This window comes from Sphingobium sp. L-44 (assembly GCF_056859495.1).
On the sequence record NZ_JBSXOQ010000040.1, the window covers coordinates 32,340 to 55,964 of the forward strand.

General features: G+C 66.1%; 18 protein-coding genes. 6 read left to right on the forward strand and 12 right to left on the reverse strand.

What is annotated here, in order from left to right:
• Positions 1-129 precede the first annotated feature (129 nt).
• The 4 genes from AC13EK_RS03175 to AC13EK_RS03190 are packed head-to-tail and all read left to right on the forward strand — an operon-like array spanning position 130 to position 4,385.
• Positions 130-1,707 (forward strand): aldehyde dehydrogenase (NADP(+)), encoded by a 1,578-nt coding sequence (locus tag AC13EK_RS03175; RefSeq protein WP_069337729.1) that lies wholly within the window; start codon positions 130-132, stop codon positions 1,705-1,707.
• A complete protein-coding gene (gene araD1 / locus AC13EK_RS03180; RefSeq protein WP_069337730.1) occupies positions 1,704-2,696 on the forward strand; it encodes an AraD1 family protein in 993 nt (330 codons plus the stop codon). Before AC13EK_RS03175 ends, araD1 begins: the two co-directional genes overlap by 4 nt.
• Positions 2,693-3,616 carry a Gfo/Idh/MocA family protein gene (locus AC13EK_RS03185; protein ID WP_069337731.1) on the forward strand — a complete coding sequence of 308 codons (924 nt, stop codon included), beginning with the start codon at positions 2,693-2,695 and terminating at the stop codon, positions 3,614-3,616. Before araD1 ends, AC13EK_RS03185 begins: the two co-directional genes overlap by 4 nt.
• A gap of 16 nt (positions 3,617-3,632) precedes the next feature.
• Entirely contained in the window at positions 3,633-4,385 is a 753-nt protein-coding gene (locus AC13EK_RS03190; RefSeq protein ID WP_069337732.1) for a FadR/GntR family transcriptional regulator, read from the forward strand.
• Here AC13EK_RS03190 and qhpE read toward each other — a convergent pair whose 3' ends face one another.
• The 9 genes from qhpE to AC13EK_RS03235 form a co-directional block, all read right to left on the reverse strand.
• Complete coding sequence (gene qhpE, locus AC13EK_RS03195; protein WP_069337741.1) at positions 4,386-5,048, reverse strand: subtilisin-like serine protease QhpE; 663 nt, start codon at positions 5,046-5,048, stop codon at positions 4,386-4,388. It lies immediately after the preceding gene.
• The gene (locus AC13EK_RS03200) at positions 5,041-6,741 is read right to left on the reverse strand and encodes an ABC transporter ATP-binding protein (protein WP_483022018.1); all 1,701 of its coding nucleotides are present in this window, start codon (positions 6,739-6,741) and stop codon (positions 5,041-5,043) included. The genes qhpE and AC13EK_RS03200 overlap by 8 nt, the downstream gene beginning before the upstream one ends.
• Positions 6,738-7,757, reverse strand: coding sequence for a hypothetical protein (locus AC13EK_RS03205; protein ID WP_234792424.1), 1,020 nt, complete (start codon positions 7,755-7,757; stop codon positions 6,738-6,740). The genes AC13EK_RS03200 and AC13EK_RS03205 overlap by 4 nt, the downstream gene beginning before the upstream one ends.
• Positions 7,754-8,845 carry a YncE family protein gene (locus AC13EK_RS03210; protein WP_069337740.1) on the reverse strand — a complete coding sequence of 364 codons (1,092 nt, stop codon included), beginning with the start codon at positions 8,843-8,845 and terminating at the stop codon, positions 7,754-7,756. Before AC13EK_RS03210 ends, AC13EK_RS03205 begins: the two co-directional genes overlap by 4 nt.
• An 8-nt stretch (positions 8,846-8,853) precedes the next feature.
• Positions 8,854-9,234, reverse strand: a complete 381-nt coding sequence (qhpC, locus tag AC13EK_RS03215; protein WP_004210958.1) for a quinohemoprotein amine dehydrogenase subunit gamma — start codon at positions 9,232-9,234, stop codon at positions 8,854-8,856.
• The gene (gene peaB, locus AC13EK_RS03220) at positions 9,231-10,679 is read right to left on the reverse strand and encodes a quinohemoprotein amine dehydrogenase maturation protein (RefSeq protein ID WP_483022019.1); all 1,449 of its coding nucleotides are present in this window, start codon (positions 10,677-10,679) and stop codon (positions 9,231-9,233) included. Before peaB ends, qhpC begins: the two co-directional genes overlap by 4 nt.
• Complete coding sequence (gene peaA, locus AC13EK_RS03225; protein ID WP_069337735.1) at positions 10,676-12,400, reverse strand: quinohemoprotein amine dehydrogenase subunit alpha; 1,725 nt, start codon at positions 12,398-12,400, stop codon at positions 10,676-10,678. Before peaA ends, peaB begins: the two co-directional genes overlap by 4 nt.
• Positions 12,401-12,575: 175 nt before the next feature.
• Positions 12,576-14,759 carry a xanthine dehydrogenase family protein molybdopterin-binding subunit gene (locus tag AC13EK_RS03230; RefSeq protein ID WP_069337736.1) on the reverse strand — a complete coding sequence of 728 codons (2,184 nt, stop codon included), beginning with the start codon at positions 14,757-14,759 and terminating at the stop codon, positions 12,576-12,578.
• Positions 14,756-15,223: a (2Fe-2S)-binding protein gene (locus AC13EK_RS03235; protein WP_069337737.1), complete on the reverse strand. Its 468-nt coding sequence runs from the start codon at positions 15,221-15,223 to the stop codon at positions 14,756-14,758. The genes AC13EK_RS03230 and AC13EK_RS03235 overlap by 4 nt, the downstream gene beginning before the upstream one ends.
• A gap of 189 nt (positions 15,224-15,412) precedes the next feature.
• Between AC13EK_RS03235 and AC13EK_RS03240 the strand changes: the two genes are divergently transcribed.
• A complete protein-coding gene (locus AC13EK_RS03240) occupies positions 15,413-17,239 on the forward strand; it encodes a DUF885 domain-containing protein (RefSeq protein ID WP_483022020.1) in 1,827 nt (608 codons plus the stop codon).
• Between the two features lie 71 nt (positions 17,240-17,310).
• On the opposite strand, the gene AC13EK_RS03245 is transcribed toward AC13EK_RS03240, so the two are convergent.
• The 3 genes from AC13EK_RS03245 to AC13EK_RS03255 form a co-directional block, all read right to left on the reverse strand.
• Positions 17,311-19,482: a TonB-dependent siderophore receptor gene (locus AC13EK_RS03245; protein ID WP_069337739.1), complete on the reverse strand. Its 2,172-nt coding sequence runs from the start codon at positions 19,480-19,482 to the stop codon at positions 17,311-17,313.
• A 324-nt stretch (positions 19,483-19,806) separates the two neighbouring features.
• Positions 19,807-20,574: an energy transducer TonB gene (locus tag AC13EK_RS03250; protein ID WP_277788441.1), complete on the reverse strand. Its 768-nt coding sequence runs from the start codon at positions 20,572-20,574 to the stop codon at positions 19,807-19,809.
• A gap of 4 nt (positions 20,575-20,578) precedes the next feature.
• On the reverse strand, positions 20,579-22,669 hold the full coding sequence (locus AC13EK_RS03255) for a TonB-dependent receptor domain-containing protein (RefSeq protein WP_234792428.1): 2,091 nt from the start codon (positions 22,667-22,669) through the stop codon (positions 20,579-20,581).
• A 133-nt stretch (positions 22,670-22,802) separates the two neighbouring features.
• Here AC13EK_RS03255 and AC13EK_RS03260 point away from each other — a divergent pair, with 133 nt between their 5' ends.
• The gene (locus tag AC13EK_RS03260) at positions 22,803-23,609 is read left to right on the forward strand and encodes a DUF4198 domain-containing protein (protein ID WP_069337745.1); all 807 of its coding nucleotides are present in this window, start codon (positions 22,803-22,805) and stop codon (positions 23,607-23,609) included.
• Positions 23,610-23,625 lie beyond the last annotated feature (16 nt).

The window sequence follows — 23,625 nt, forward strand, 5'->3', positions numbered from 1 at the left end:
ATTCAAAGGAGGCAACAGGACGTAATTTCCGTGCAGCGATGCTCGAAATTGCGTCCCCTCGTCCCCATCTGATGGGCGCGCCGGTCCGGCAAATATTACCCCCTTTCCACGACATTTCGGGAGATATCCATGTTCAACGGAGCCATTCTGGTCGGTGCTGCCGAGCGCACCGGTGGTGAGCCCTTCTTCGCGGTCGATCCGTCGACCGGCGCCAAGGGCGACGTCGCCTTCCACAACGCCTCGACCGCCGATGTCGCCGACGCCTGCGCGCTGGCCGACGCCGCGTTCGAAGGCTTCTCGACCCTGTCTCCCGAAACCCGCGCGGCCTTCCTGGAAGCCGTGGCCGACCAGATCATGGAAATCGGCGACCTGCTGATCACCACCGCCATGAGCGAAACCGGCCTGCCGCGTGGACGCCTGGAAGGCGAGCGTGGCCGCACCGTCGGCCAGCTGCGCCTGTTTGCTTCCTATGTCCGCCAGGGCGACTGGCTCGACGTCACCATCGACAAGGCGCTGCCGGAACGCACCCCGCTGCCCCGCAGCGACCTGCGCCGCGTCAACCATGCCGTCGGCCCGGTCGCCGTGTTCGGCGCGTCCAACTTCCCGCTCGCCTTCTCGGTCGCGGGCGGTGACACCGCATCGGCCTTCGCCGCCGGCTGCCCGGTCGTCGTGAAGGGCCACCCGGCCCACCCCGGCACCGGCGAACTGGTCGCCCGCGCCATCGCCGCCGCGGTCAAGGCCAGCGGCCTGCATGAAGGCGTCTTCTCCTACCTGCCCGGCACCACCAATGACCTGGGCGGCGCGCTGGTCGCCGATCCCCGCATCAAGGCGGTCGGCTTCACCGGTTCGCGCGGCGGCGGCATTGCGCTGATGAAGATCGCCGCCAACCGCGAAGAGCCGATCCCGGTCTATTCGGAAATGTCGTCGATCAACCCGGTCGTGCTGCTGCCGGGCGCCCTCGCGGCCCGCGCCGAAGCGCTGGGCACCGCCTTCGTCGGTTCGCTCAGCCTGTTCGCTGGCCAGTTCTGCACCAACCCCGGCATGGTGATCGCGCTCGACAGCCCCGATCTCGACCGTTTCGTCGCTTCGGCGGCAACGGCCCTGTCGGCCAATCAGCCCCATGTCATGCTAACGCCGGGCATCCACGCCGCCTATGAAAAGGGCGTCGAGGCGCTGGCCGGCGCGGAAGGCGTCACCACCGTTGCGCGCGGCGCCGAAGCCGAAGGCGTGAACCTGGCCCAGTCGGCCCTGTTCGCCACCAGCGGCGAACAGTTCCGCACCAACCCGGCGCTGTCGCATGAAGTGTTCGGTTCCTCGTCGATCCTGGTGAAGTGCGCCACGATCGAGGAAGTGATCGCCACCATTGCCCAGATGGAAGGTCAGCTGACTGCCACGCTGCAGATGGACGAAAGCGACAATGACAATGCCGCCAAGCTGCTGCCGACGCTGTCGCGCAAGGTCGGCCGCGTGCTCGCCAATGGCTGGCCGACCGGCGTCGAAGTGACCCATGCCATGGTCCATGGCGGTCCCTTCCCGTCGACCTCGGACGGCCGCACCACCTCGGTCGGCACGCTGGCCATGATGCGCTTCCTGCGTCCGGTCTGCTATCAGGACGTCGTCGACGCCGTGCTGCCGCCGGCGCTGCAGGCGGCCAACCCCTGGAAGCTCAACCGCCGCATGGAAGGCAAGCTGGAGCTGGCGCAGTGACCGTCATTTCGCTGGTTCAGTTCAAGGATGGCGACGCACCCGATAGCGTTCGGGGCGTTGCCGCCATTGACGAAAGCGGCGCGGCGAAGCGGGTGACGGGCGCAAGCTCCACCCGCCAGCTGGCGCTGGACGCGATCGCGGCGGGCCAGGGCCTGGCCGCCTTTGCGGAAGGCAAGCTGGGCGACGCGGTGGACCTGTCCACCGTCACCCTGCTGTCGCCGATCGACCATGAGGATGCGGCGCATCTGCTGGTCGCCGGCACCGGGCTGACCCATCTTGGCTCGGCCGAAGGCCGCGACAAGATGCACAAGGCCGCCACCTCGGGCGACCTCACCGACTCCATGCGCATGTTCCTGATGGGCGTCGAGGGCGGCAAGCCCGCCGATGACGGCATCGGCGCGCAGCCCGAATGGTTCTACAAGGGCGACGGCCAGATCCTGGTCGATCCGGGCCAGGACTTCGCCATGCCGGCCTTTGCCGAGGATGGTGGCGAGGAACCCGAAGTTGCCGGCATCTACCTGATCGACGCCGACGGCACGCCGGTGCGTCTGGGCTTTGCGATCGGCAATGAATTTTCCGATCATATCACCGAACGCGGCAATTATCTGTGGCTCGCCCACTCCAAGCTGCGCCAGGCCTCGCTCGGCCCGGAACTGCTGCTGGGCGACCTGCCGCAGGATCTGCGTGGCACCAGTCGCATCGTCCGCAATGGCGAGACGGTGTGGGAAAAGCCGTTCCTGTCGGGTGAGACCAACATGTCGCACACGATCGCGAACCTGGAACATCATCATTTCAAATATGGTCTGTTCCGTCGGCCCGGCGACATTCACGTCCATTTCTTCGGCACCGCCACCCTGTCCTTCTCCGATGGCTTCGCCACCCAGGAAGGCGATGTGTTCGAGGTCGAGGCCAGGCCCTTCACCCTGCCGGTCCGCAATGGACTCACGCGCGCAGCGGACGAGGGCAAGACCAAGGTAAAGGCGCTATGAGCATCAAGGCCGGCCTCGTAGGCTTGGGCAAGATCGCCCGCGACCAGCATCTGCCCGCGATCGCCAAGATCGACGGCATCGATCTGGTCGCCGTCGCCAGCCGCAACGCGCAGGGCGAAGGGGTGAATAATTATCCCGATCTCGGCGCAATGCTGGCGGGCGAGCCCGACATGGATGCCGTCATCCTGTGCCAGCCGCCGCAGGTCCGCTATCAGGCGGCCCGTCAGGCGATCCTGGCCGGCAAGCATGTCTTCCTGGAAAAGCCGCCCGGCGCGACCGTGTCGGAAGTGGACGCCCTGATCGCACTGGCCAAGGCCAATGGCGTCACCCTCTATGCCAGCTGGCACAGCCGCTATGCCGCCGCCGTCGCCCAGGCCAAGGACTGGATGGCGTCGCGCACGATCGAGCGCATCTCGATCCAATGGCGCGAGGATGTCCGTCACTGGCATCCGGGCCAGCCCTGGATCTGGGAAGCGGGCGGTTTCGGCGTGTTCGATCCGGGCATCAACGCCCTGTCGATCCTGACCGAAATCGTCGCCGAGCCGATCACCCTGCTGTCGGCCGAACTGGAAGTGCCGTCCAACAAGCAGGCGCCGATCGGCGCCACGCTGGCGATGGCGACCGCTTCGGGCGCACCGATCGACACCGTGTTCGACTGGCGCCAGACCGGTCCCCAGACCTGGGACATCGCGGTCGAAACCAGCAATGGCAAGCTGATCCTGTCCGAAGGCGGCAACACGCTGACCCTGGACGGCGAAGTCCAGTTGAAGGCACCGGACGAGGAATATCCGACCATGTACCGGCGGTTCGTCGGGCTGGTGGCGGACAAGGCGATCGACGCCGACACCGCGCCGCTGCGCCTGGTGGCCGATGCCTTCCTTTGTGGCCGGCATTGCCCTACGGCTGATTTTGAGGACTAAATTCAACGGAGGTAGAATGGGGAGCGAGCGCAAGGACGGACCGGAACGCAAGTTCGCGTCGGACGAAGGCTCGCTCCGCATTCACCAGGCGATCGCCCGCGACATGGGCACCGCCATCCTGACCGGCAAGCACAAGCCCGGCGACCTGTTCGAGGGCGAGATCGAGGCGTCGGAACGCCTTGGCGTATCGCGCACCGCCTATCGCGAGGCGATCCGCATCCTGATCGCCAAGGGTATGCTGGAGAGCCGCCCGAAGGCGGGCACCCGCGTCTTGCCGCGCGCGCGCTGGAACGTGCTCGACCCCGAAATGCTCGCCTGGATGTTCGCCGGCGAACCCGACCGCGCCTTCATCCGCGACCTGTTCGAGCTGCGCGGCGTGATCGAGCCGGCCGCCGCCGAATTTGCCGCGCGCCGCCGCACCGACGATCAGCTGGCGATCATGGACGCTGCGCTGGCCGAGATGGAACGCTATGGCCTGTCCACGCCGGAGGGACGCGCCGCCGACCAGCGTTTCCACAATGCCATCCTGGCCGCGACCCATAATGACGCGCTGGAGGCACTGGCCAGTTCGGTCGGCGCGGCGGTAAGCTGGACCACCACCTTCAAGCATCGCAAGAAGCTGTTGCCGCGCGATCCCCTGCCCGATCATCAGGCGGTGCATCGCGCCATCGCCGCGCGCGACACCGCGGCCGCGCGCAACGCCATGGCCGAACTGCTGCGCCTGGCCTTTGCCGACATGGATATTGCGCTCAGCGAACCGGGCGCCTGATCAACCTGCCTTTGCGCGGGCGCCGGCCGGCATCCACCGGGCCAACCCCGCCCGCCCCTGCCGCGCGATCAGACCGGTCATGTTGGCGACAGCGAAACTGACACCATAGAGGTTGCGGCGCTGCGCCACGCCGGGGATCGGCCGGGGATGGCCCGACGCGAAGGCCAGCCCCGCCCGCAGCCGAAAATCGTCGCGCGGACAATCCCAGTCGAGGCCGACGCCTAAGACCATATCCAGACTGCCGGGATAACAGGGCGTGCCGTCATTATCGCGCGCTGCGACAATCAGGATGCCGGCCGCCAGCGCACGATTGGCCGCTGTCGCAAACGCCTCGCCATGGGCCGGATTGACGGTGCCGAGGCTGAGGTTGATGAGGTCCACCCGTGCCGCCACCGCCCGGTCGATCGCCGCGACCAGCGCCCGCGCGGTGGTGCTGAGCGCGTCATGGAACACCCGGATCGGCAGGCAGAGCGCATCGGGCGCCTGATCCTGGATCGCGGCGGTGACGGCGGTGCCATGGCCAAGCCGGTCGCCTGTGTCAGCTTCGCTGTCACCCCCATCCCTGGCGATGGCGAGGCCGGGCAATAGCCGGGCAGCATCGATATGGGGATGATCGGGATGGACGCCGCTGTCGATCACGGCGATGCGCAGTAGATCAGGCATGGGCCGGCTCGCACTGCGGCGCCACATGCGCCTGCCCATCGGCGATCGTCACGATTCGGTCGGCGATCCGCGCCAGGGCCGGCTTGTGGGTGATGAGGATGATCGTCGCATCGGGCAGCGCGCCGCGCAGCCGCTGCGCCACCAGTGCCTCGGTCTCGCCATCCGGCGCCGATGTCGGCTCGTCGAGGATCAGCACCGATGGCCGGCGCAGCAGCGCGCGGGCGATCACGATGCGCTGCCGCTCGCCCGCCGACAGCGCCAGCCCGCGCTCGCCGGTGCGGGTGTCCAGCCCCTCGGGCAGCCGCGCCAGGAATGAGTCCAGCCCGGCGGCATGGGCCGCCGCCTCGATATCCTCGATGCGCACATCCAGCAGGGCAAAGCCGATATTGGCGGCGATACTGTCGTTGAACAGCCAGGGCGATTGGTCGACCAGCATCACCTCGCGCCGCAGATCGTCGAGCCGCAGGTCGCGCAGATCATGCCCGTCGAGCAGGATGCGCCCGCCGGTCGGATCGGCATGGCGCACCATCAGGTCGGCCATGGTCGACTTGCCGACGCCGCTTGGCCCCAGGATCGCGCAGATGCTGCCGGCGGGGATGGCCAGGTCCATGTCCCGCAGCACCGGATCGCGATCATAGCGCATCGCCACCTGCTCGAAGCGGATTTCGCCGCGCACCCGGCCGATCGGCGTGGCATCGGCGCGCTCCTCGACATCGGGCCGGGTGTCGAACAGCTCGAAGATCCGCCCCAGCGACACCCGCGCCGATGCCAGACCGGACGTCAGCCCCATCAGCGTCTGGATCGGCGACAGCAGCCGCATATGATAGGTCATGAAGGCGACCAGCGTACCGATGCTCATGTCGCCCTCGATGATCCGCCAGCCACCATAGAGGATGACGGCGGAGGTCGCCCCGGTCATCAGCGTCCCCGGCAGCGCCCCGGTCATGTAGGAGGCGACCTGCATCCGCAGCATCGCGCCGACAAAGGCGTCATTCTTCGCCTTGAACCGCCCGACCTCATGCTCGCCGGCGCGCAGCGCGGTGACGACGCGCATCCCCATCACCGTATCGACCAGCAGACTGCCGAGATCCGCGCCCCGCTCGCGCATGTCGCGGGTCAGCGCGGTCAGCCGCCGCTGATAATGAGTGAAGGCCGCCAGGCTGGCCGGCACCAGCAGTATGCCGACCAGGAACAGCCGCCAGTCGAGCCAGAGCATCATCGCGACGCAGCCGATGAAGAAGAGCAGATTGCTGACCACCGAGAGCAAGGTGTCGGACGCGATCCGCTGCACGTCGCTCACATCGCTGTTCATCCGCGAAACGAGATCGCCCAGCCGGAAGCTGGCATAGAAGCGCGGCGACAGCGTCTGAAGGTGGCGCAGCAGCGCGGCGCGCATGTCATAGAGCATCGCCGCCGACAGCCGGACATAGCGATAGCTTGCGAGGATGTTGACGCCGAAGCCCAGTATCGTGACCGCAATCATGATCCCGGCGATCCGCCACAGTGCGCCCATGTCCCGCCGCAGCAGCGCTTGGTCGATCATCAGCTTGGACAGATAGGGTTGCGCAAGCCCCAGCGCGGTCGACAGCACACTGATCGCCAACACCAGCATCAGCCCGCGCCGATAGGGCCGGATATAGGGCAGCAGCCGGCGATAGCTGCGCCATTCAGCGACAGGCGCAGGCGCGCTCATGCCGCCATCCCCCGTGGCACCAGCCGCAGGCCGTGCAGCGCATATTGCGGCTCGGGCAGTTTCGCCAGCAGCCCGGTACACCAATGATGCCCCTGCATCAGCGCCTCATGCTGGGTGCGCCACCACTCGCCCCGGCCGCCATCAGCATAAAATTGGGCGCAGAGCAGCAGGTGCCGGCGCATCGCCGCGATCAGCATAGCCTGATAATGGCCCAGCAGCGCAGCCCGGTCGCCCCCCTCCGCGATTCCTATCAGCACCGCGCTGGCCAAGATCGCCTCGCGCACCGACTGGGCCGTGCCGTCGCCGCAGATCGGATCGAAACCGATCGCGGCCGTGCCACAGGCCAGCCAGTCGTCGCCAACCAGCGGCAGATGCAGCCGCGGCGCGGCCAGGAAAGGGCGCGACGACCCACCGATCGGATCGACCACCGGTGCGATCAGCCGGCTCTGCGCCAGCAACGCGTCGATCTCGCTGCCGACGCCCAACAGCCACCCCTCCTCCCCGCCCGCCGGGACCAGGAACAGCCAGCCGCTCTCGACCGCCTCGACCCGGCCTTCCTCGCGGCAGGCCGGATCGCGCAGCCGCACGCGAGCAGCGACGGCATGGCGCTCGCCAAAGACGTGCAGTTCGCCCATCGGCAGCGGCGGCGCGGCATGGATGGTGAAATCGGGCGCGGCCATTGGCGCTTCGTCGGGCACGGCGAGCGCCGCCTGCACCATTGTTTCCGACGCCAGCACGGCATCATGCGGCACCATCACCGGCGCCCCGCCCCAGGCGACCAGCCGGCGACGCACGCGCGGCGCGTCGGCGAACAGGTCCGGCCGCGCAAACAGGTCGCGGATCAAGGCCAGCGCCGCCTCGCTCAACAACAGGCTGGGCACCGACGGGCGATGGGCGGGCTCCTGTCCGACGCGGAGCCCCGCCCCTTTCAGCAGATGCGCGCAGGCATTGGCGGCCATCCCGCTGCCCCGGATGGCCACGGCCATCGGAGTGTCGGGACGGCCGGAACGGGTCACGGCACCGCCACCATGCCGGCGCCGGTCGCGTCATTGCCCAGATCCCAGGTGGCTTCCAGCTTCAGCGTCTTCGCGTCATAGACTTCGATGTCGAAGCTGGCGCCGTAGATATAGAGCTTCGCCCCATCCATCGACATGCCGAAGCGGAAGCGCGAGCGGCAGGGGAATTCGGCCTTGTCCACCACTGCATTGGTGGACAGGTCCATGTGCCAGAACTCGCAACGCTTCGATCCCAGCGTGCCGTTGGTCACCACCGTATAGGCCTGCTTGCCGTCGGGCGTGATTTCCAGCCCCGCCATCGCGGCCGGCGCCGGGCCGATCGGGGTGAAGTCGAACTGGCGGCTGTTGAGGTCGAACCGGGCGAGGCCGAACATCTTGCTGTGAATATAGGGGTCGGCCGCGTTGAACAGCGACACATATTGGCCGGGCGTCCGCAGCGTTTCGAGCGATCCGCCAAAGCCGACATTCTCCAGCCCCGTACCTTCGGGCCGGGCGAGGTCGATGCGGTCCGTCGCCTTCAATGTCGCGGTGTCGATGACAATCACCTTCTCGCCAAAGGCGTAGAGATATTTGCCGTCGCCCGACACCTTGAAAGCGACGCGAAAGCCGCCGATCGCCTTTTCATCCTCCTTCTCGATCTCGGCGGTGCGCACCAGCTTGCCGAGCTTCAGGTCCACCACGCCATAGAGCGGCTTGCTGACCTTGTAGCGGTCCATTTCCTTGTCGATCCTGGTGATGATCGTGTAGAAATAGCGGCCCGCCGGGTCCGCAACGCCGCCATAGAAGCGCACCCGATTGGGGCCGTCGTTCAGGCTGAACTTGCTCACCACCTGCCGGCTGGCGGCGTCGATCACCTCGATCCCGCTGGTGGTGATGGTCGACACATAGATGCGCTCGCCATCGTCCGACAGGCTCATGGCGGTCGGCAGACCGGTGTCCAGCTTGATCTTCTGCGTCACCGTACCCTTGCCCTCGTCAAAGACCAGCAGGACGTCGGGATAGGCGCCCATGAACAGGGTCGCGGCATGGGTGGGGATGGTCGCCAGCGCGGCAAGCCCCGCCGCCAGGACATAACGGAGTTTCTGCATCGCGCGCCTCATGGGAATACCAGGTCGAGATTGCGCCAGTCCTTGGTCGCGGTGGCGCAGTTGCTGGCCCAGTCGGGCGAATAATTCACATGGTCGGGCACCTGCACCGGCCAGAAGCAAGTGACGTAGCAGTCATAAATGTCGCGCTCGACCGGCTGGCACAGCCCCGCCGTCCCGCCGCCCGCATCCACTTCCCAGCCGGGCGAGAAGGACAGGGTGCAACCCATCGGCACATGCGGACGCGGCGCCTGTTGCAGGGCGACGACATCCTCCTCCATGTCGGATGGCGTGGTGCCCGACGCAGCAGCGGCCTCGATCGCCGCCTCCATCTGCGTCACGGCGTCGTCGATCCGCCGCGCCTTTTTGTTGATGGCACGAAGATGCTTCATGACAGCCCCTTTCGTTCAGCGAAATGCTCCAGAAAGCCGGGGTTCTTCACCGCCAGCTCGCCATAGATATGCAGGCAGGTGTCGGTCCATTGCCGGATCCAGTCGCAATAATGGAGATTGGCGTGGCCGGTGTCGCCATAGCGGACGAACGCCTCATGGTGGCAGCCCCCGGCGCAGAGCGGCCGCGCCCAGCAGCTCTGGCAATCATATTTGGCGCCGACATGGCCCCGGCTCAGGAAATCGCCCTGCTTGGCCCGGTCGATGCCGCTCGACACATGGCCCATCACATGGGTGTCGGCGTCGGTGAAGCGGTGGCGGGGCGACAGGTCGCCCGACGGGCTGACCCCCATCAGCCCCATGCCCGCGCCGCAGGGATGCGATTTGTTGACGCCCGAAATCAGCTCGCTGATCGTCTCGCTGACATTGGTGAAGCCATGGACCTGCCCGCGCAGCGCATATTCCAGCCATTCCTGTGCCAGCAGGTTGAACTGCGCCAGTACGTAGTCCATGCCGTCGGCATCGATCGAATAGGCCCGCGTTTCCCCCGTGGTCACCGGCGCGAAGCCGACTTCGTGAAAACCCAGATCATCCTTCAGATGGCGGAAGATGCGCACGACATCGGTCACGCCCTCGGTCAGGGTGACGCGGGCGGTGACGGCGCGGGTGCGGTGATGGGCGATCAGCGTGCGCAGCCGCGGCTCGATCACCGCATAGCTGCCCTTGCCATTCTTGTAGACGCGATGCTTGTCCTGCAGTTCGGGCGGGCCGTCCATCGACACGGTGACGCCGACCCGATTGTCCGACAGGAAGGTGACGATCTCTGGCGTCAGCAAGGTCGCATTGGTGGTCAGGCTGTAGGTGATCCCCTTGCCCGCCGCCGCCGTCGCGCCATTGGCATAGTCCACCACATCGCGCAGAAGCTTGAAATTCATCAAGGTTTCGCCGCCGAAGAAGGTGATGTGGACCGACGGACGATGGGCCGCCTCGGCGATCAGCAGGTCGACCGATGCCCTGGCCGTTTCCAGCGTCATATATTTGGGCTTGCCGGCCGGGGTCGCGATCTTGTCCGCGCCAAATTCATAGCAATAGGTGCAGGCAAGGTTGCACTGGTTGGTGATGTTGAGCACCAGCGCCTGGAGCGGAAAATCGGCCGGCGGCGCTTCGGGCACGGATAGCGGCGCCGCGCCCAGATGGATGAGCTGCACCGCGCGCAATTCCCGCACCAGGGCCTCAGCTTCGGCCAGGTCGCCGTCTTCGCCCGCCAGTTCGCGGACCAGCGCGGCATGGCCCAATGCCTGACCGTCGATCCGGTCCAGCACATCGCGCACCTGCGCGTCGATCTCGAAGATGGCGCCGGCGCTCACCAGATAGACGAAGTCGCTGCCGCCGGCGGCAAAGCCATGATATTCGGCGCGGCGATAGGCGGGGGCCTGCATGACGGTCATCGCGACACCTCCGGCTGGTCGAAGCGCTGATACATGGGCACGGTCACGACCAGATAGGACCGGGCGCTCAGGGGCTTGCCGAACTTGTCCTTCTCACCCTTCGCCGTGGCGACGACCCAGACCTCGCCATAATTGTTGCGGCTGAACCGGCGTTCGGGATTGGGGCCTTCCAGCCCCGGCGTGAAGAAGGCGGTCGGGCTCAAAGCGCCCACATATTTCATGTCGTCATCATAATAGACCGACATGAATTCCTGCATCGACCAGATCGCATCGACCGGGCCGATCGCGACATCGTCGCCGGTACTGGGCTTGCCATCCAGGCCATTGTCATAACCGATCGCCTCGAACTGCTGGTATCCCTTGGCAAACTTGGTGCCGCCCAGCCGGGCCAGGCTCGTTTCCGGCGTGACCTTGAGATAATCGACCTTGCGATAGACCGGGAACGCCTTTTCCAGCACCGCGCCGCCAATGCCGACATCGCGCTGGCCGGCGGGGGCGCTCGCCGCGACATCGACGCTCAGCACCGCCTTGCCCGGCGTCGCCGACACGATCTTGCTGACGGTAACGCCCGCGCCCAGATCGACATCCGCCGCCGTCAGCGAGGCCGGCAGATTATGGCCCCAGATGGTGACGTCGACGCCCTTCGCCCCGGCCTTCACCGCGCCCGGCGTCACCGCCAGGATCGCGGGCGCGGCGGTCGCGCGGACCAGTTTCACGTCATAGCCGAATTCCTGATATTCGCCCCAGAACCAGCGTCCTTCGGCGCGCTGCTGGTCGGGCGCGAACCACATCGTCTCGCGCGCCGGACTGCCCAGATCATCGGGTTTCCCCGGCGCCGCGCCGCCCTTGGAGGAGCCGCGCCAGCTATAGCCGGAATAGACAAGGCCCGTGCCGCTGCGGCTGATGGTCGCGCCGTTGGTGAGCGAGGTGAGCGACGCACTGGTCTTGAACTCGTCAGCGGCCGCACCGGGCGCCACCGTCATCGTGCCGACGAAGCGGCCCTGCCCCGGCACCGACGCCACCACCAGCCAGTCGCCCGCCAGCCGCGGCGCGCGCAGGCGCGAGCTCCAGGCGGCCCATTCGGGCGTATGCAGCCCCGCCACCTTGGGCAGATAGGTCAGCGCATATTCGCCGCGCGTCATCTTGTCCTTGGGGTCGCGGCCGGCGGGCTGCTCGCTATCCTCGGCCGGGCGGCGATATTGGGCGTCGGCCTGCGAATAGAGCGCGACATGCAGATCCTGCAGCGTCTTCCATTCCAGCTTCGACCGGCGCCAGGACAAGGGCTGGGCAAAGGCGTGACAACTGGCGCAGGCGCCGCGCATCGTCTCATTAGGCAGCACTTCGTCGACGATCCGCTTTTCCGGCAGATACATGACCGGCCGCGCCTCCTCCGGCGCCAGCCCGTGCGAGGCGGACAGCGACTTGATGACCGCGCGCGATTCCTCGGGGGTGATCCCCAGACCGTTCAGCCGCACCATCCGCTTGATCGCCTGCGCCCAGCCCTCCGGCGTGGTGCGCACCCAGCTGATGCGGGACAGGTTGCCCTTGGCATCGGGCGCGTGACAGCTACCGCATTTTTCCCGGACCAGCGGATCGGTGACGGGGATGCCCTCCTCCGTCTCCTTCATCGTCGCGCCGTCGGGACCGCCATCGGCCTGCGCGAGCACGACCGACGCAGAGAGCAACGCCAACAGACCGAACTTCACCGGAAGCTGCTTCACCCTGATGTCCCCCTTTGGCGTCCGGTCTTTTGCCCTGGACGCGACCCAATCTCAGGCAGGGACTTTTTTGCCCCTCTGACCGGCATGACGGATGACGCCATGTCGATCCGCCATCAGATTCTTGACGATCATCAAGATTTTTCAGGCCAAGTAAAGAGGGGTTGGAAAACAGGGTTCAGGCGAACATCTCCGGCACGATCGGCAGGGTGCGGATGCGCTTGCCGGTCGCGGCGTGCAGCGCATTGACCAGCGCCGGGATCACCGGCGGCAGCGCCGGTTCGCCCATGCCGGTCGGCGGATAATCGGTCTTCACGAACTCGACGATGATCTGCGGCGTATCGGGGATGCGCTGCAGCGGATGGGTGTCGAAATTGGCCTGTTCCACCGCACCGGCCACCTGCGTGATCTTCTGCCCGGCCAGCGCCTGCCCCAGCCCCTCGATCACCGATCCCTGCGCCTGGTGCAGCGCATTCATCGGGTTGATGATCTGGCTGCCGATATCGCCCGCAACCCACACGGTTGCGACCTTTGGCATGCCATCGACCAGCGCCACCTCCAGCACCTCGGCGAAATAGCCCATATGGCTGTAATAAAAGGCAAAGCCCTTTCCCCGCCCCTTGGGCAATTTCCCGCGATCGGCCCAGCCGCTCATCGCCACCACCTTCTCGATCACGCCCCTGGCGCGGCCGGTGACGAAGGGCGGCGCATTGGGGCCGCGCGGCAATTCGCGCGGCTCGCCCAGCAATTCCAGCATCAGCGTCGGCAGATCCTTGCCCGCCGCCTGCGCCACTTCGTCCAGGAAGGCCTGGGTGACGAAGGCCAGCGCGTTGGAGCCGGGCGCGCGCAGCCAGCCAGTCGGCATGTTGGTGGCGAGGAAACTCTGTTCCAGCAGCACCGTATCAATCAGGCCGGCGGGGATTTCGCTCGCCGGCATCTCGGCCGAGCGCACCGGCTTGCCGTCCTTGCCGAAGGTCACGAAATGATCGTGGAAGGCGGTCAGCTTGCCCGCCTTGTCCAGCGCCGCACGGAAGCCGTGCCAGCCCGCCGGGCGATAGAAATCGCGCTGCATATCCTGCTGCCGGTTGAACAGCAGCTTCACCGGCACGCCCGGCACTTGCGCCGCGATCGCCGCCGCCTGCACCATATAGTCGTTCATCAGCCGCCGGCCGAAACCGCCGCCGATGCGGGTGAAGTTGATGCGGATCTTGTCCGGCGGCAGGTTCAGCGCCTTGGCCACCAGCCCGCGCCCGCTTTCCGGATTCTGCGTCGGCGCCCAGATCTCGATCGCGCCATCCTTAAACAGGGCGGTGCAATTCTGCGGCTCCAGCGTGCCATGCGCCAGGAAGGGATAATCATATTGCGCGCTGACCATCCTTGCCGCCCCGGCAAAGGCGGCATCCACATCACCGGCGCGGACGATGTCGCCATCCGCCTTGCCCTTCAGCCGTTCGGCTGCCTGCGCCGCATAGGTCTCGGTTGAAAAGCCGCTGACCGCGCTCATGTCCCATTCGATCTTCAGCGCCTCGCGCGCCTGATTGGCGCTCCACCAGCTTGACGACAGGATGGCGACGCCGTCGAACAAGGATTCCGGCGTGCCATCGCCCTTGATCGTCAGCACATGGGCCACGCCGGGCAGTGCCTTCACTTCGTCCAGATTGGCCGATTGGAACGTCCCGCCAAAGGCCGGGCAGGTTTCCAGCACCGCGTAAAGCATGCCGGGCAGCTTGAAATCGATCCCGAACAATGGCTTGCCCGCCACGATCGCGGGCGTATCCACGCCGCCGATCGACTGGCCGATGATGCGGAAATCCCTGGGATCCTTCAGCGTCAATGTCGCCGGATCGGGCGCGGGCTGCTGCGCGGCGACGGCGGCGAGCGCGGCATAGCTGATGCTCCTGCCCGACGCCGGATCGCTCACCTTGCCGCTGCCGGTCTTCAGCGTCGCGGGCGCCACGCCCCATATCTGCGCCGCCGCCGCGACCAGCATCGCGCGCGCTGCCGCACCAGCCTTGCGCGTCGGCAGCCATTCGCGCGGCGTCGTGCGACTGCCCCCGGCCGTCTGCCCGCCGAATATCTTCTGGTCGGCATGGGTCTGCTCGATCGTCACCTGCGCCCAGTCGACGTCCAGCTCCTCGGCGATCAGCATCGGCAGCATCGTCTTGGCCCCCTGCCCGATCTCGGCATTTTTCGCGCCGATGATGACGCGATTGTCGGGCAGGATGCGCACGAAGGCGGTCAATATCTGCGGCGCGCTCTCGGCCGCGCCGGCCAGTGGGATGTTGAGGTCGAACAGCAAGCCACCGCCCGCGACCAGCGAGGCGCTGAGGAAGCGGCGGCGCGACAGGATCGGCGCGTTCATGCCTTCGCTCCCGCCCTGGCCGCGTCCTTGATCGCGGCGCGGATCCGGACATAGGTGGAGCAACGGCAGAGATTGCCCATCATCGCCGCGTCAATATCCTCGTCATTCGGATCGGGCGTGGTCGCCAGCAGCGCGGTCGCGCTCATGATCTGCCCCGCCTGGCAATAGCCGCATTGCGGCACGTCCAGCTTCACCCAGGCATCCGATATCCGCTTGCCCGCCTCGCTCTGCACCACCGCCTCGATGGTGGTGATCGCCATGCCCTGCGCCTCGCCGATCGGCGTCTGGCAGGCGCGCGCCGGGCTGCCCTCGATATGCACCGTGCAGGCGCCGCACAGCCCCGCGCCACAGCCGAACTTGGTGCCGACCATGTCCAGATCCTCGCGCAGCGCCCACAGCAGCGGCTTGGCCGGATCGGCCTCCACCGTGCGCGTCTGTCCATTGACCTTGAGACTGATCGCCATCGCCCTACCCCCCCGCTCAACCTTTGATTGTCGCGCGCAAAATAGATGGCAGAAAGGCACGGCCTGTCCAGAGGCTTCAAGGACGGCCGCCCAAGCCCCGGAAAAGCGATCGCTTTCGCAAGGCCCGGCTTGACTTGGCGCCCGCGCCCCTGTCTCTCCTCCGCATCCCTATTCGCGACAGGAATTGCCATGACCGTCCGTATCTCGCTCGCGCTGCTCCTTGCCCTTGGCGCCTCCGCTCCGATCCTGGCCCAAGCCCCAACCACGGCGCCCGCATCGGCGACCGCACAGGAAGACAAGGCGCTGCTCGCCTTCCTCGACCAAGCGTTCGACCAGCAACTGGCGCTCAGCCCGGAATCGATGACCAGCCTTGGCCTCAAGACCGACTATGGCAAGCTGGACGATTATAGCGAACGGGCCGACGCCCGCAGCCTGGCGCTGCAGGAACAGCAGTTGGCCGAATTGCATCGCCGCTTCTCGCCCGAACGGCTCGGCCCCTCCGCGCGCCTCAGCTATCGCCTGTTCGAGGCACAGGTGGCGACAGCCAAGCAGCAGGCGCCCTTCGCCAAATATGCCTTCCCCGTGTCCACCAATGGCAGCCCCGCGGGCAACATCCCGGTCTTCCTAATCAACGAGCATCGCGTCGACAGCGTCGCCGATGCCCAGGCCTATATCGCCCGCCTGCGCGACAGCGAGCGGGTGATGAACGAGGTCGCGACCAAGATGCGCGACCAGGCCGCACAGGGCATCGTCCCGCCCAAGATGGTGTTCGCCCCTGCCCGCGCCGACGCCAAGAAAGTGATCAGCGGCGCGCCCTTCGATCAGGGGCCGGACTCGACCCTATTCGCCGATTTCAAGAAGAAGGTCCGCGCGCTCAAGGCATCGGACGCGGAGAAGGCAAAGCTGATCGCCGACGCACAGGTCGCGCTGACCGGCCCCTTCGCCAAGGGCTTTCAGACCCTGTTCGCCGCGCTCGATGCGATCGAGCCCAAGGCCAAGGGCAATGACGGTGCCTGGAGCCTGCCGGGCGGCGAGGCCTATTATAATGCCCGCCTCGCCTTCTACACCACCACCAGCCTCAACGCCGACCAGATCCATCAGATCGGCCTGGACCAGGTGAAGGCGATCCGGGCGGAGATGGAGGCGGTGAAGGCGCGGATCGGCTTTGCCGGATCGCTGACCGATTTCTTCCAGGCGCTGCGCACCGATCCCAAGTTCAAATATCCCAATGATGCCGCCGGTCGCGAAGCCTATCTGGCGGACGCCCGCGCCGCCATCGCCCAGACCATGGACGCCGCGCCGCGCTTCTTCCGCGTCCTGTCCAAGGCGAAGCTGGAGGTGCGCGCGGTCGAGGCCTGGCGGCAGGAAACCGCCTCGGTCGCCTTCTACAACCAGCCCGCGCCGGACGGATCGCGCCCCGGCATCTTCTACGTCAACCTCGCCGACATGAATCAGGTGCAGAAGCCGCAGGTCGCGGCGATCGCCCATCATGAAGGCGCGCCGGGCCATCATTTCCAGATCGCGCGTGCGCAGGAACTGCCCGACCTGCCCAAATTCCGCCGCTTCGGCTATTATGGCGCCTATACCGAAGGCTGGGGCCTCTATAGCGAGCGCCTGGCCAAGGAAATGGGCGCCTATCAGGATCCCTATTCGGAATTCGGCATGCTCTCGCTGCAGATGTGGCGCGCGATCCGCCTGGTCACCGACACCGGCATGCACGCCAAGCGCTGGACGCGCGAACAGGCGATCCAGTATTTCCGCGACAATGCGCCCCTGTCGGAACGCGACATCGTCAAGGAAGTCGATCGCTACATCAACAATCCGGGCCAGGCGACCAGCTACATGATCGGCCAGATCCGCATCGCCCAGTTGCGCAAGGAAACCGAGCAGGCGCTGGGCCCCAAGTTCGACATTCGCGACTTCCATGAAGTGGTGCTGGCCAATGGCGCCCTGCCGCTCGACGTGCTGGGCGAACAGGTCCAGGCCTATATCGCCGCCACCAAGGCCAAGGGCTGAACCAGCCTTAAGCACCCGGCTTGTCCCGCCAGCAGGGGGACAAGCCGGGTGAAGGCGGCGCTCCCTGCCCCTTACAGCGTGCCGCGCAGGGTGAACTTCACCGCGCGGGGTTCGCCGTAGCGGGCGCTGCCGAGATAGAGGCCGGAATAATAGGTCTTGTCGAAAATATTCTCGACATGGACTGACAGCGAGAGATGGTCGGTGAAGCGATAATTCGCGAGCAGGTCGACCACCGCCAGGCTGCCCTGGCTGTAGGTTTCGCCGTTCGGTCCTTCGCCATCGGCCGTGGTCTTGCCCTGCCACTCGACATTGCCACCGATCGTCAGCGCGCTGAACTGGCCCGGCAGCGTATAGGCACTGAACATCTTGAAGCTGTTCTTGGCGATCTGCGGCATCTGGCGCACGCCGTCGCGATCCTCCGCTCGGGCGTTGGCAAAGCCGCCAGCGATGCGCCAGCCGGGCAGAATTTCGCCCTTCACCTCCAGTTCGAAGCCCGACGACTTCATGCCCGACACCGCATGATAGGCGGTGCTGCCATCGGGCGCGAAGATGCCGGGGCCGTCGGCCAGGGCATAATTGTCCTGCTGCATCTTGAACACGGCGGCGGTGGCGCTGAGGCGGCCATCGAGGAAGTCGGCCTTGAGGCCCGCTTCATAGGTATTGCCTTCGAGCGGGGCGATGACGTCGCCATCGACCGTGCGCGCGGTTTGCGGCGTGAACACGCTGGCATAGCTGACATAGGCCGAGAGGGTCTTGGTAAAGTCCAGCACCAGCCCGGCATAGGGGGTGAAGACCGCCTTTTCATCGACCACGGGGGTCCAGACCTTGGGGCCGGTGACATCCTGCGCATAGCTGTCCTGCTTCCACCAGGTGAGGCGGCCGCCGGCGATGATCGAGAGCGGGGCGATCGGCTTCAGCCGGGCGACGCCGGCAATCGAACTGGTCTCGATCCGGTTGCCGGCGGTGCCGCCCGAAGGCGTCAGGTCGGGCTTGGCGACGTCACCGGTCGGGAAATAGCTATAGGCATTGATCGGATACATATAGTCGCTGCCGCCCCACCAGCCGGGATAGGGCGTCTGGTCATCGTCGAAACGGGTGTGGCTCAGGGTCAGGGCGACATGCTGTTCCTGGCCCAGTGCCTCGAACGCGCCGCGCAGATTGGCATAGACCGCGTCGAGCGTCAGGTCCGACGCCCAGCGGGTGGCGTAGAAGGTGCCGCCATCGCCGGTTTCCTTGTCGATCGCGGTGCCGAAATAATAGCCGATCGTCTCGTCATAGGAGCCGGACTTGTGCTCGGCATCGACCTGCAGATGCCAGTTGGCGTCGAAATCATGGGCGATCGAGGCGAAGATGTTGACGCTCTTGCGGCGGAAGTCGGACCAGTTGGCACCGCCATTGGTGGAGCGGGCAAAATCAGTCTTCGTGCCGTCGGTGAAGAAGAGCGGCACGCCGCCGCGCGAGGCACCTTCGTTGCGGAAATTCTGATATTCAATGCCGGCGGTCAGCAGGGTGCTGGGGCCAAGATCGGCCTCGATCACGCCATAAAGCGCCTGGCGCTTGGCATGTTCGCGGTCGATGAAGGTGTCATTATCCTGCCAGGCACCGGCGACGCGGGCGCGGATATGGCCGCTGGCGGTCAGCGCGCCGCCGATATCGCCTTCCAGCCGGTACTTGTCCCAGGAGCCGATGGTTGCCGCGACCGTGGCGCTGAGATCCGCGCCGGGGCGCTTGCGAATCATGTTGATCGCCGCCGACGGCTCGCCGGTGCCGGTCATCATGCCGGCCGAACCGCGGATCACCTCGATCCGGTCATAGGCGATCATGTCGGCGGTATCTTCGGTGAAGCCATAGATATTCGACGGGCGGGCAACGCCGTCGACCAGATAATTCTGCACCGCAAAGCCGCGCGCGGTATAGTTGGTGCCGTCGGTGCCGAGCGCGCTGGAGCGGTTGGTGTGGATGCCGACGATCTGCTGCATCACTTCGGAAATGTCGGTCAGCCCCTGTTCCTGCATGCGCAGGCTGTCGAGGCTGGTGACCGACTGGGGCGTTTCGCGGGCGGTGAGGTTGAGGCCGTTGGTCTCATTCTGGCCGGTAACGACGATCGAGTCCGGGGCGGGCGCGTTTGCATCAGGCTCGTCCGCGAGCGCCTGGGCCTGGGCGCTGGTGGTAGCCAGCAGCAAGCAGGCAGCGATCGACGCCGCGCCGTAGCGGACGAAATTCTTCTTCGATGCAAAGGACATAAGGCACTTCCCCCATATTTCGCCATGCCCTGAACATGGCGCCCTGGATGTTGGGGCGGCGCCTTAATGCGATTGATTTGCAAATGCAACGATTCGGAAACGAACTGATGCAAAATGTGCGTCGGGGCGCAATATGGCGCTATCGATCAGTCATATTGGCTGCCGGGATGAGTGGGCGATTGATGCCGAGACAGCTCCGACCATTGCTTTCGCCCGCCTCTTCGCATCGCTGCACGGGATCGTTTCGCGCGGAGCCGCAGACAAGAATAGTGAGGATGGGAAAAGGCAAGGCCCGCTTCTGCTCGCTTTCAGACCATCCCCCCGCTACACCGGCAGCACGAACTCCACCGGCGCGGTGAATTCGATGCGGTCGCCGGATATGTCGGACGGGGCCTTGGGATAGGGCGAGGCGCGGTGCAGCATGGCGGCGGCTTCCTCGTCGAGCGAGGCGCGGCCGGAACTGCTGATCACCCGCCCTTCGATCAGCATGCCGGCACGGTCGATCACGAAGCGGACCTTCACCACCCCTTCCTCATGCCGCATCTTGGCGCGGCGGGGATAAATTTTATGGGCATAGAGCCAGGAACGCACCCGCGCGGCATAGGCGCGGCTGTTGCCGGCCGGGGCGTTGGCGTCCAGCCCGTCGGCAATGCCGCGCCGGGCCGGCGGCGCGCCGGCGCTGGCGGCCATGACCGGCGCCGCCCTGGCCGCAGGCTGCGACGATGGCGCCGCTGCGGCCCCCGGCGTGGACGCAGCAGCCGGCGCCACCGCGACGGACAGCGACAATGCGGAAGGGATCGCCACCATCGGCGGTGGCACCGGCTGCGGCGGGCTGACCGGCGTGGGCGGCGGCGCCTGCGTCGGCACCGGGGCTTCGGGCTGCGCCGTCGCCTCCGCCGCCTCGGCCTGCTCCGCCCCCTGCTCTACGCCTTTCAGCGCCGCCAGCGACATGACGGTCAGTGCAGCCCCCTCCTCGCGCTTCGGCGCGCGGCCCATGCCCAGGTTCAGCAGCGCCGCGATCAGCAGCGCGTTGATCCCGAGCGAGGCCGCCGCCGGCCCCGTGACGCGAAAGGGACGCCGCACGCCCGTCATGGCGTCAGAAGGTATTCGCCACGGTGAAGCGGAAGCTCTGTCCCTCGGCGGCGAGCGACGACAGATGGCGGCGATATTGCTTGTCGAAGATATTATCCATGGCGATGCGGAATTCGAAGCCCTTGGCCACGCCACCCTGCGGCTTGAAGGCGAAGAACAGGTTGTGGACGCTGTAGCCCGGCGTCGCCAGGCCCGACCCGGCCGAGGCAAAGCTGCCCGGCGTCACCTTGTCCTGCCGCTCGGCAAATTCGCCGGTCCAGCCGCCCGACAGGCCGCTCGCCACATCATTATAGCCCAGCGTCAGGCGATAGTCGTTCGCCGGGATGGTGTTGAGATAATCGCCGGTCAGCCGGTTCTTGCCATCGATGAAGCTGGCATTGCCGCGCGCATAGAAGCCGCCAATGCCATATTCAGCTTCCAGCTCGATGCCCTTGAAGCGCGACCGGTTGATATTCTGGAAATAGGGCGTGCCCGCCGCTGCCGAGACGTTGACGATCAGATCCTTGACGTCGTTCTGGAACAGGGTGGTCTTCGCACGGAAGCGGTCATTCTTGCCCAGCATATCGTCGAAGGACAAAGTGAAGCCGGCTTCATAATTGTCCGACTTCTCGGGCTTCAGGTCCGGATTGTTCGGCCGGGTTGCGCTGCGGGTGAAGATTTCGTCGATATTGGGCATGCGCACGGTGCGCGCGACCGACCCGAACAGACCGAACCAGGGCGTGAAATTGTAGAGCGCGGCGAGCTTGGGCGACACGCCGCTATCCTTCACCTTGTCGGTCAGGACAGTGCCGCCGACCACCGTGTCGCCCGGCGTCAGTCGGGTCCAGTCGACGCGCACGCCCGGCATGATGGTCAGCTTGTCGGACCAGACGATCTCCAGCTGACCGAACAGGCCATAACGGTCCATGTCGCCTTCGGGATGGGTGCCCGCGCCCGGCGTCACCGTACCGTCGAAATTGACGCGCGGGTTGCGCCGTTCCTGCGTGCTCCACTGGCCGCCCAGGATCAGGAAGGTCGTCCAGTCGCCGCCCATGGCGAACTCGCTGGTATTCTGGACCTTGGCCTGCCAGCTTTCATAGGAGAAATCGGAATATTCCAGGTTCGCGCCCAGGAAGGTGGTCTCGGTCTGGTGGACCTTGGACAGCGAATAGGCGACCTGCGCCTCGACATTGAAGAATTTGCTGCCGTCGAAGTCGTTCACATAGCCCAGCACGGCGGTCTTGTCGTGGACCCGGCGGCGCATCAGCGAGCTGCCGGTGGCGGCCGAAATCTGGTCATAGACCTGCGGCGCGTCGCTGATCCAGTCCTGGTAGGACGCCCAGATCGCATGCTTCTTGTTGCCGCCGATCGCGACCCGCCCCTTGACCAGCCAGCTGTCGGATTCGGTGGCGGAGGCAGCGACGGTGTCGCCATTGCCGCTCTTGTAATCGTCGGTGCGGCGATAATTATAGCTGCCCAGCAGTTCGACGCCGTCGACCGGCTCGGTCGCGACGATGCCCGACAGGGTATGGCCCTGCGCATTGGTTTCGGTCGCGCCCTTCAACCGCACGGCCAGCTTGTCGCCGTCGCGCAGGAAGTCCGACGCATCCTTGGTGGTGAAGTTGATCACGCCCGCCAGCGCGCCAGCGCCATAGAGGGTGGAGGATGCCGGGCCGCGCAGCACCTCGACCCGCTTGTAGAGTTCGGGCTCGCTGAAGAAGGCGCCCATGCGATATTGTTCGTAGAATTTGGTGACGCCATCGACCGTCATCAGGATGCGGTTGTCGCTGTCGCCGATCGCCGTGCCCATGCCGCGAATGTTGAAGCCCTGGCCCAGCTGGCCGACGCCGCCCTGCACATTGACGCCCGGCATGCCTTCCAGCAGGTCGCCGATCGTCGTCGCCTGCAGCTGGTCGATATCCTCCTGGTCCAGCGCGGTCACCGCCTGCGGCGTGTCCAGCGCGACCTTCTCGACACCTGCGGAGATGATCATCCGGTCGAGCGCGAACTGCGAATCGCTCGCGACCGCAATGTCGTCGCTCTGCTCCTGGGCCATTGCCGGCAGCGGCAGTGCGATCAGCGCGGTGCCCAGCAGCAGGGTCTTGGACTTGGTCATGAAAAATGCCCCCGTATCATTGTTGCGGCGCATCACGCGCCGGGTTGGCCGCTCTCTACCCGCATTAAATGCTATTGCAAGTGATTCTCACTATATATTATAGAGGAGCGTAACGAAACCAAGGGGAACCCCATTGTCCAACCATCGCCGCCCGGTGAACGCCCTGTTCGCCGCCGCCTTGCCTGTGCTGCTATTGGCCAGCGCCACCGCTGCCCAGGCGCATATGCCCTATGTGCTGCCGACCCTGTTCGACGCCGGAAAGGCCGATCATGTCACCGTCACCTCGGCCTTTGCCGAGGACGCCTTCGTCCCCGAAGTCGCGATGCGCGACGCCCCCTTCCACCTGGTCGCGCCGGACGGCAGCCAGGCGACGACCGGTCCGGTCACCTATCTGCGTGACCTGTCGGTGTTCGAGGCAGATCTGAAGGCGGACGGCACCTATCGCATCACCACCGGCCAGCGCGCCGGGCGCAAGGGCAAGATGTTCCGCGTCGGCGACACATGGCAGATGCGCGGCGAAGGCGGCGATCCCAAGCCCGGCACGCAGGAGGTCGAGGTGCAGAGCATGACGCTCGCCGACGCCTATGTCACCCGCGGCCAGACGACGCAGGCCGCGCTCAAGCCGGTCGGCACGGGCCTCGAAATCCAGCCGGTCACCCATCCCAACGCCATCGTGTCGGGCAGCGACGCCAGCTTCGTGCTGCTGTTCGACGGCAAGCCCCTGCCCGCCACGCAGGTCACCCTGTTCCGCAGCGCCGGCGTGCATGACGGCCGCAAGGTCGCGACCGAGACCAAGAGCGACGCACAGGGCCGCTTCAGCCTGAAGCCGGACGATGCCGGCACCTACCTGATCCTGGTCCGCCATCGCGGCGCCGCGCCGGCCGGGTCGGAAACACCCTATCGCAGCTACACCTACACGCTGGCGTTCGACGCCGCCTGATATTCCGGAGACACAC

Coding starts and splice junctions, on each gene's coding strand:
- qhpC (WP_004210958.1), bottom strand. CDS start 9,234: ATGAAGCATCTTCGTGCCATCAACAAAAAGGCGCGGCGGATCGACGAC.
- AC13EK_RS03230 (WP_069337736.1), bottom strand. CDS start 14,759: ATGAACGCGCCGATCCTGTCGCGCCGCCGCTTCCTCAGCGCCTCGCTG.
- AC13EK_RS03235 (WP_069337737.1), bottom strand. CDS start 15,223: ATGGCGATCAGTCTCAAGGTCAATGGACAGACGCGCACGGTGGAGGCC.
- AC13EK_RS03240 (WP_483022020.1), top strand. CDS start 15,413: ATGACCGTCCGTATCTCGCTCGCGCTGCTCCTTGCCCTTGGCGCCTCC.
- AC13EK_RS03250 (WP_277788441.1), bottom strand. CDS start 20,574: ATGACGGGCGTGCGGCGTCCCTTTCGCGTCACGGGGCCGGCGGCGGCC.
- AC13EK_RS03210 (WP_069337740.1), bottom strand. CDS start 8,845: ATGCAGAAACTCCGTTATGTCCTGGCGGCGGGGCTTGCCGCGCTGGCG.
- AC13EK_RS03175 (WP_069337729.1), top strand. CDS start 130: ATGTTCAACGGAGCCATTCTGGTCGGTGCTGCCGAGCGCACCGGTGGT.
- AC13EK_RS03245 (WP_069337739.1), bottom strand. CDS start 19,482: ATGTCCTTTGCATCGAAGAAGAATTTCGTCCGCTACGGCGCGGCGTCG.
- AC13EK_RS03255 (WP_234792428.1), bottom strand. CDS start 22,669: ATGACCAAGTCCAAGACCCTGCTGCTGGGCACCGCGCTGATCGCACTG.
- AC13EK_RS03200 (WP_483022018.1), bottom strand. CDS start 6,741: ATGAGCGCGCCTGCGCCTGTCGCTGAATGGCGCAGCTATCGCCGGCTG.
- AC13EK_RS03190 (WP_069337732.1), top strand. CDS start 3,633: ATGGGGAGCGAGCGCAAGGACGGACCGGAACGCAAGTTCGCGTCGGAC.
- peaB (WP_483022019.1), bottom strand. CDS start 10,679: ATGACCGTCATGCAGGCCCCCGCCTATCGCCGCGCCGAATATCATGGC.
- qhpE (WP_069337741.1), bottom strand. CDS start 5,048: ATGCCTGATCTACTGCGCATCGCCGTGATCGACAGCGGCGTCCATCCC.
- AC13EK_RS03185 (WP_069337731.1), top strand. CDS start 2,693: ATGAGCATCAAGGCCGGCCTCGTAGGCTTGGGCAAGATCGCCCGCGAC.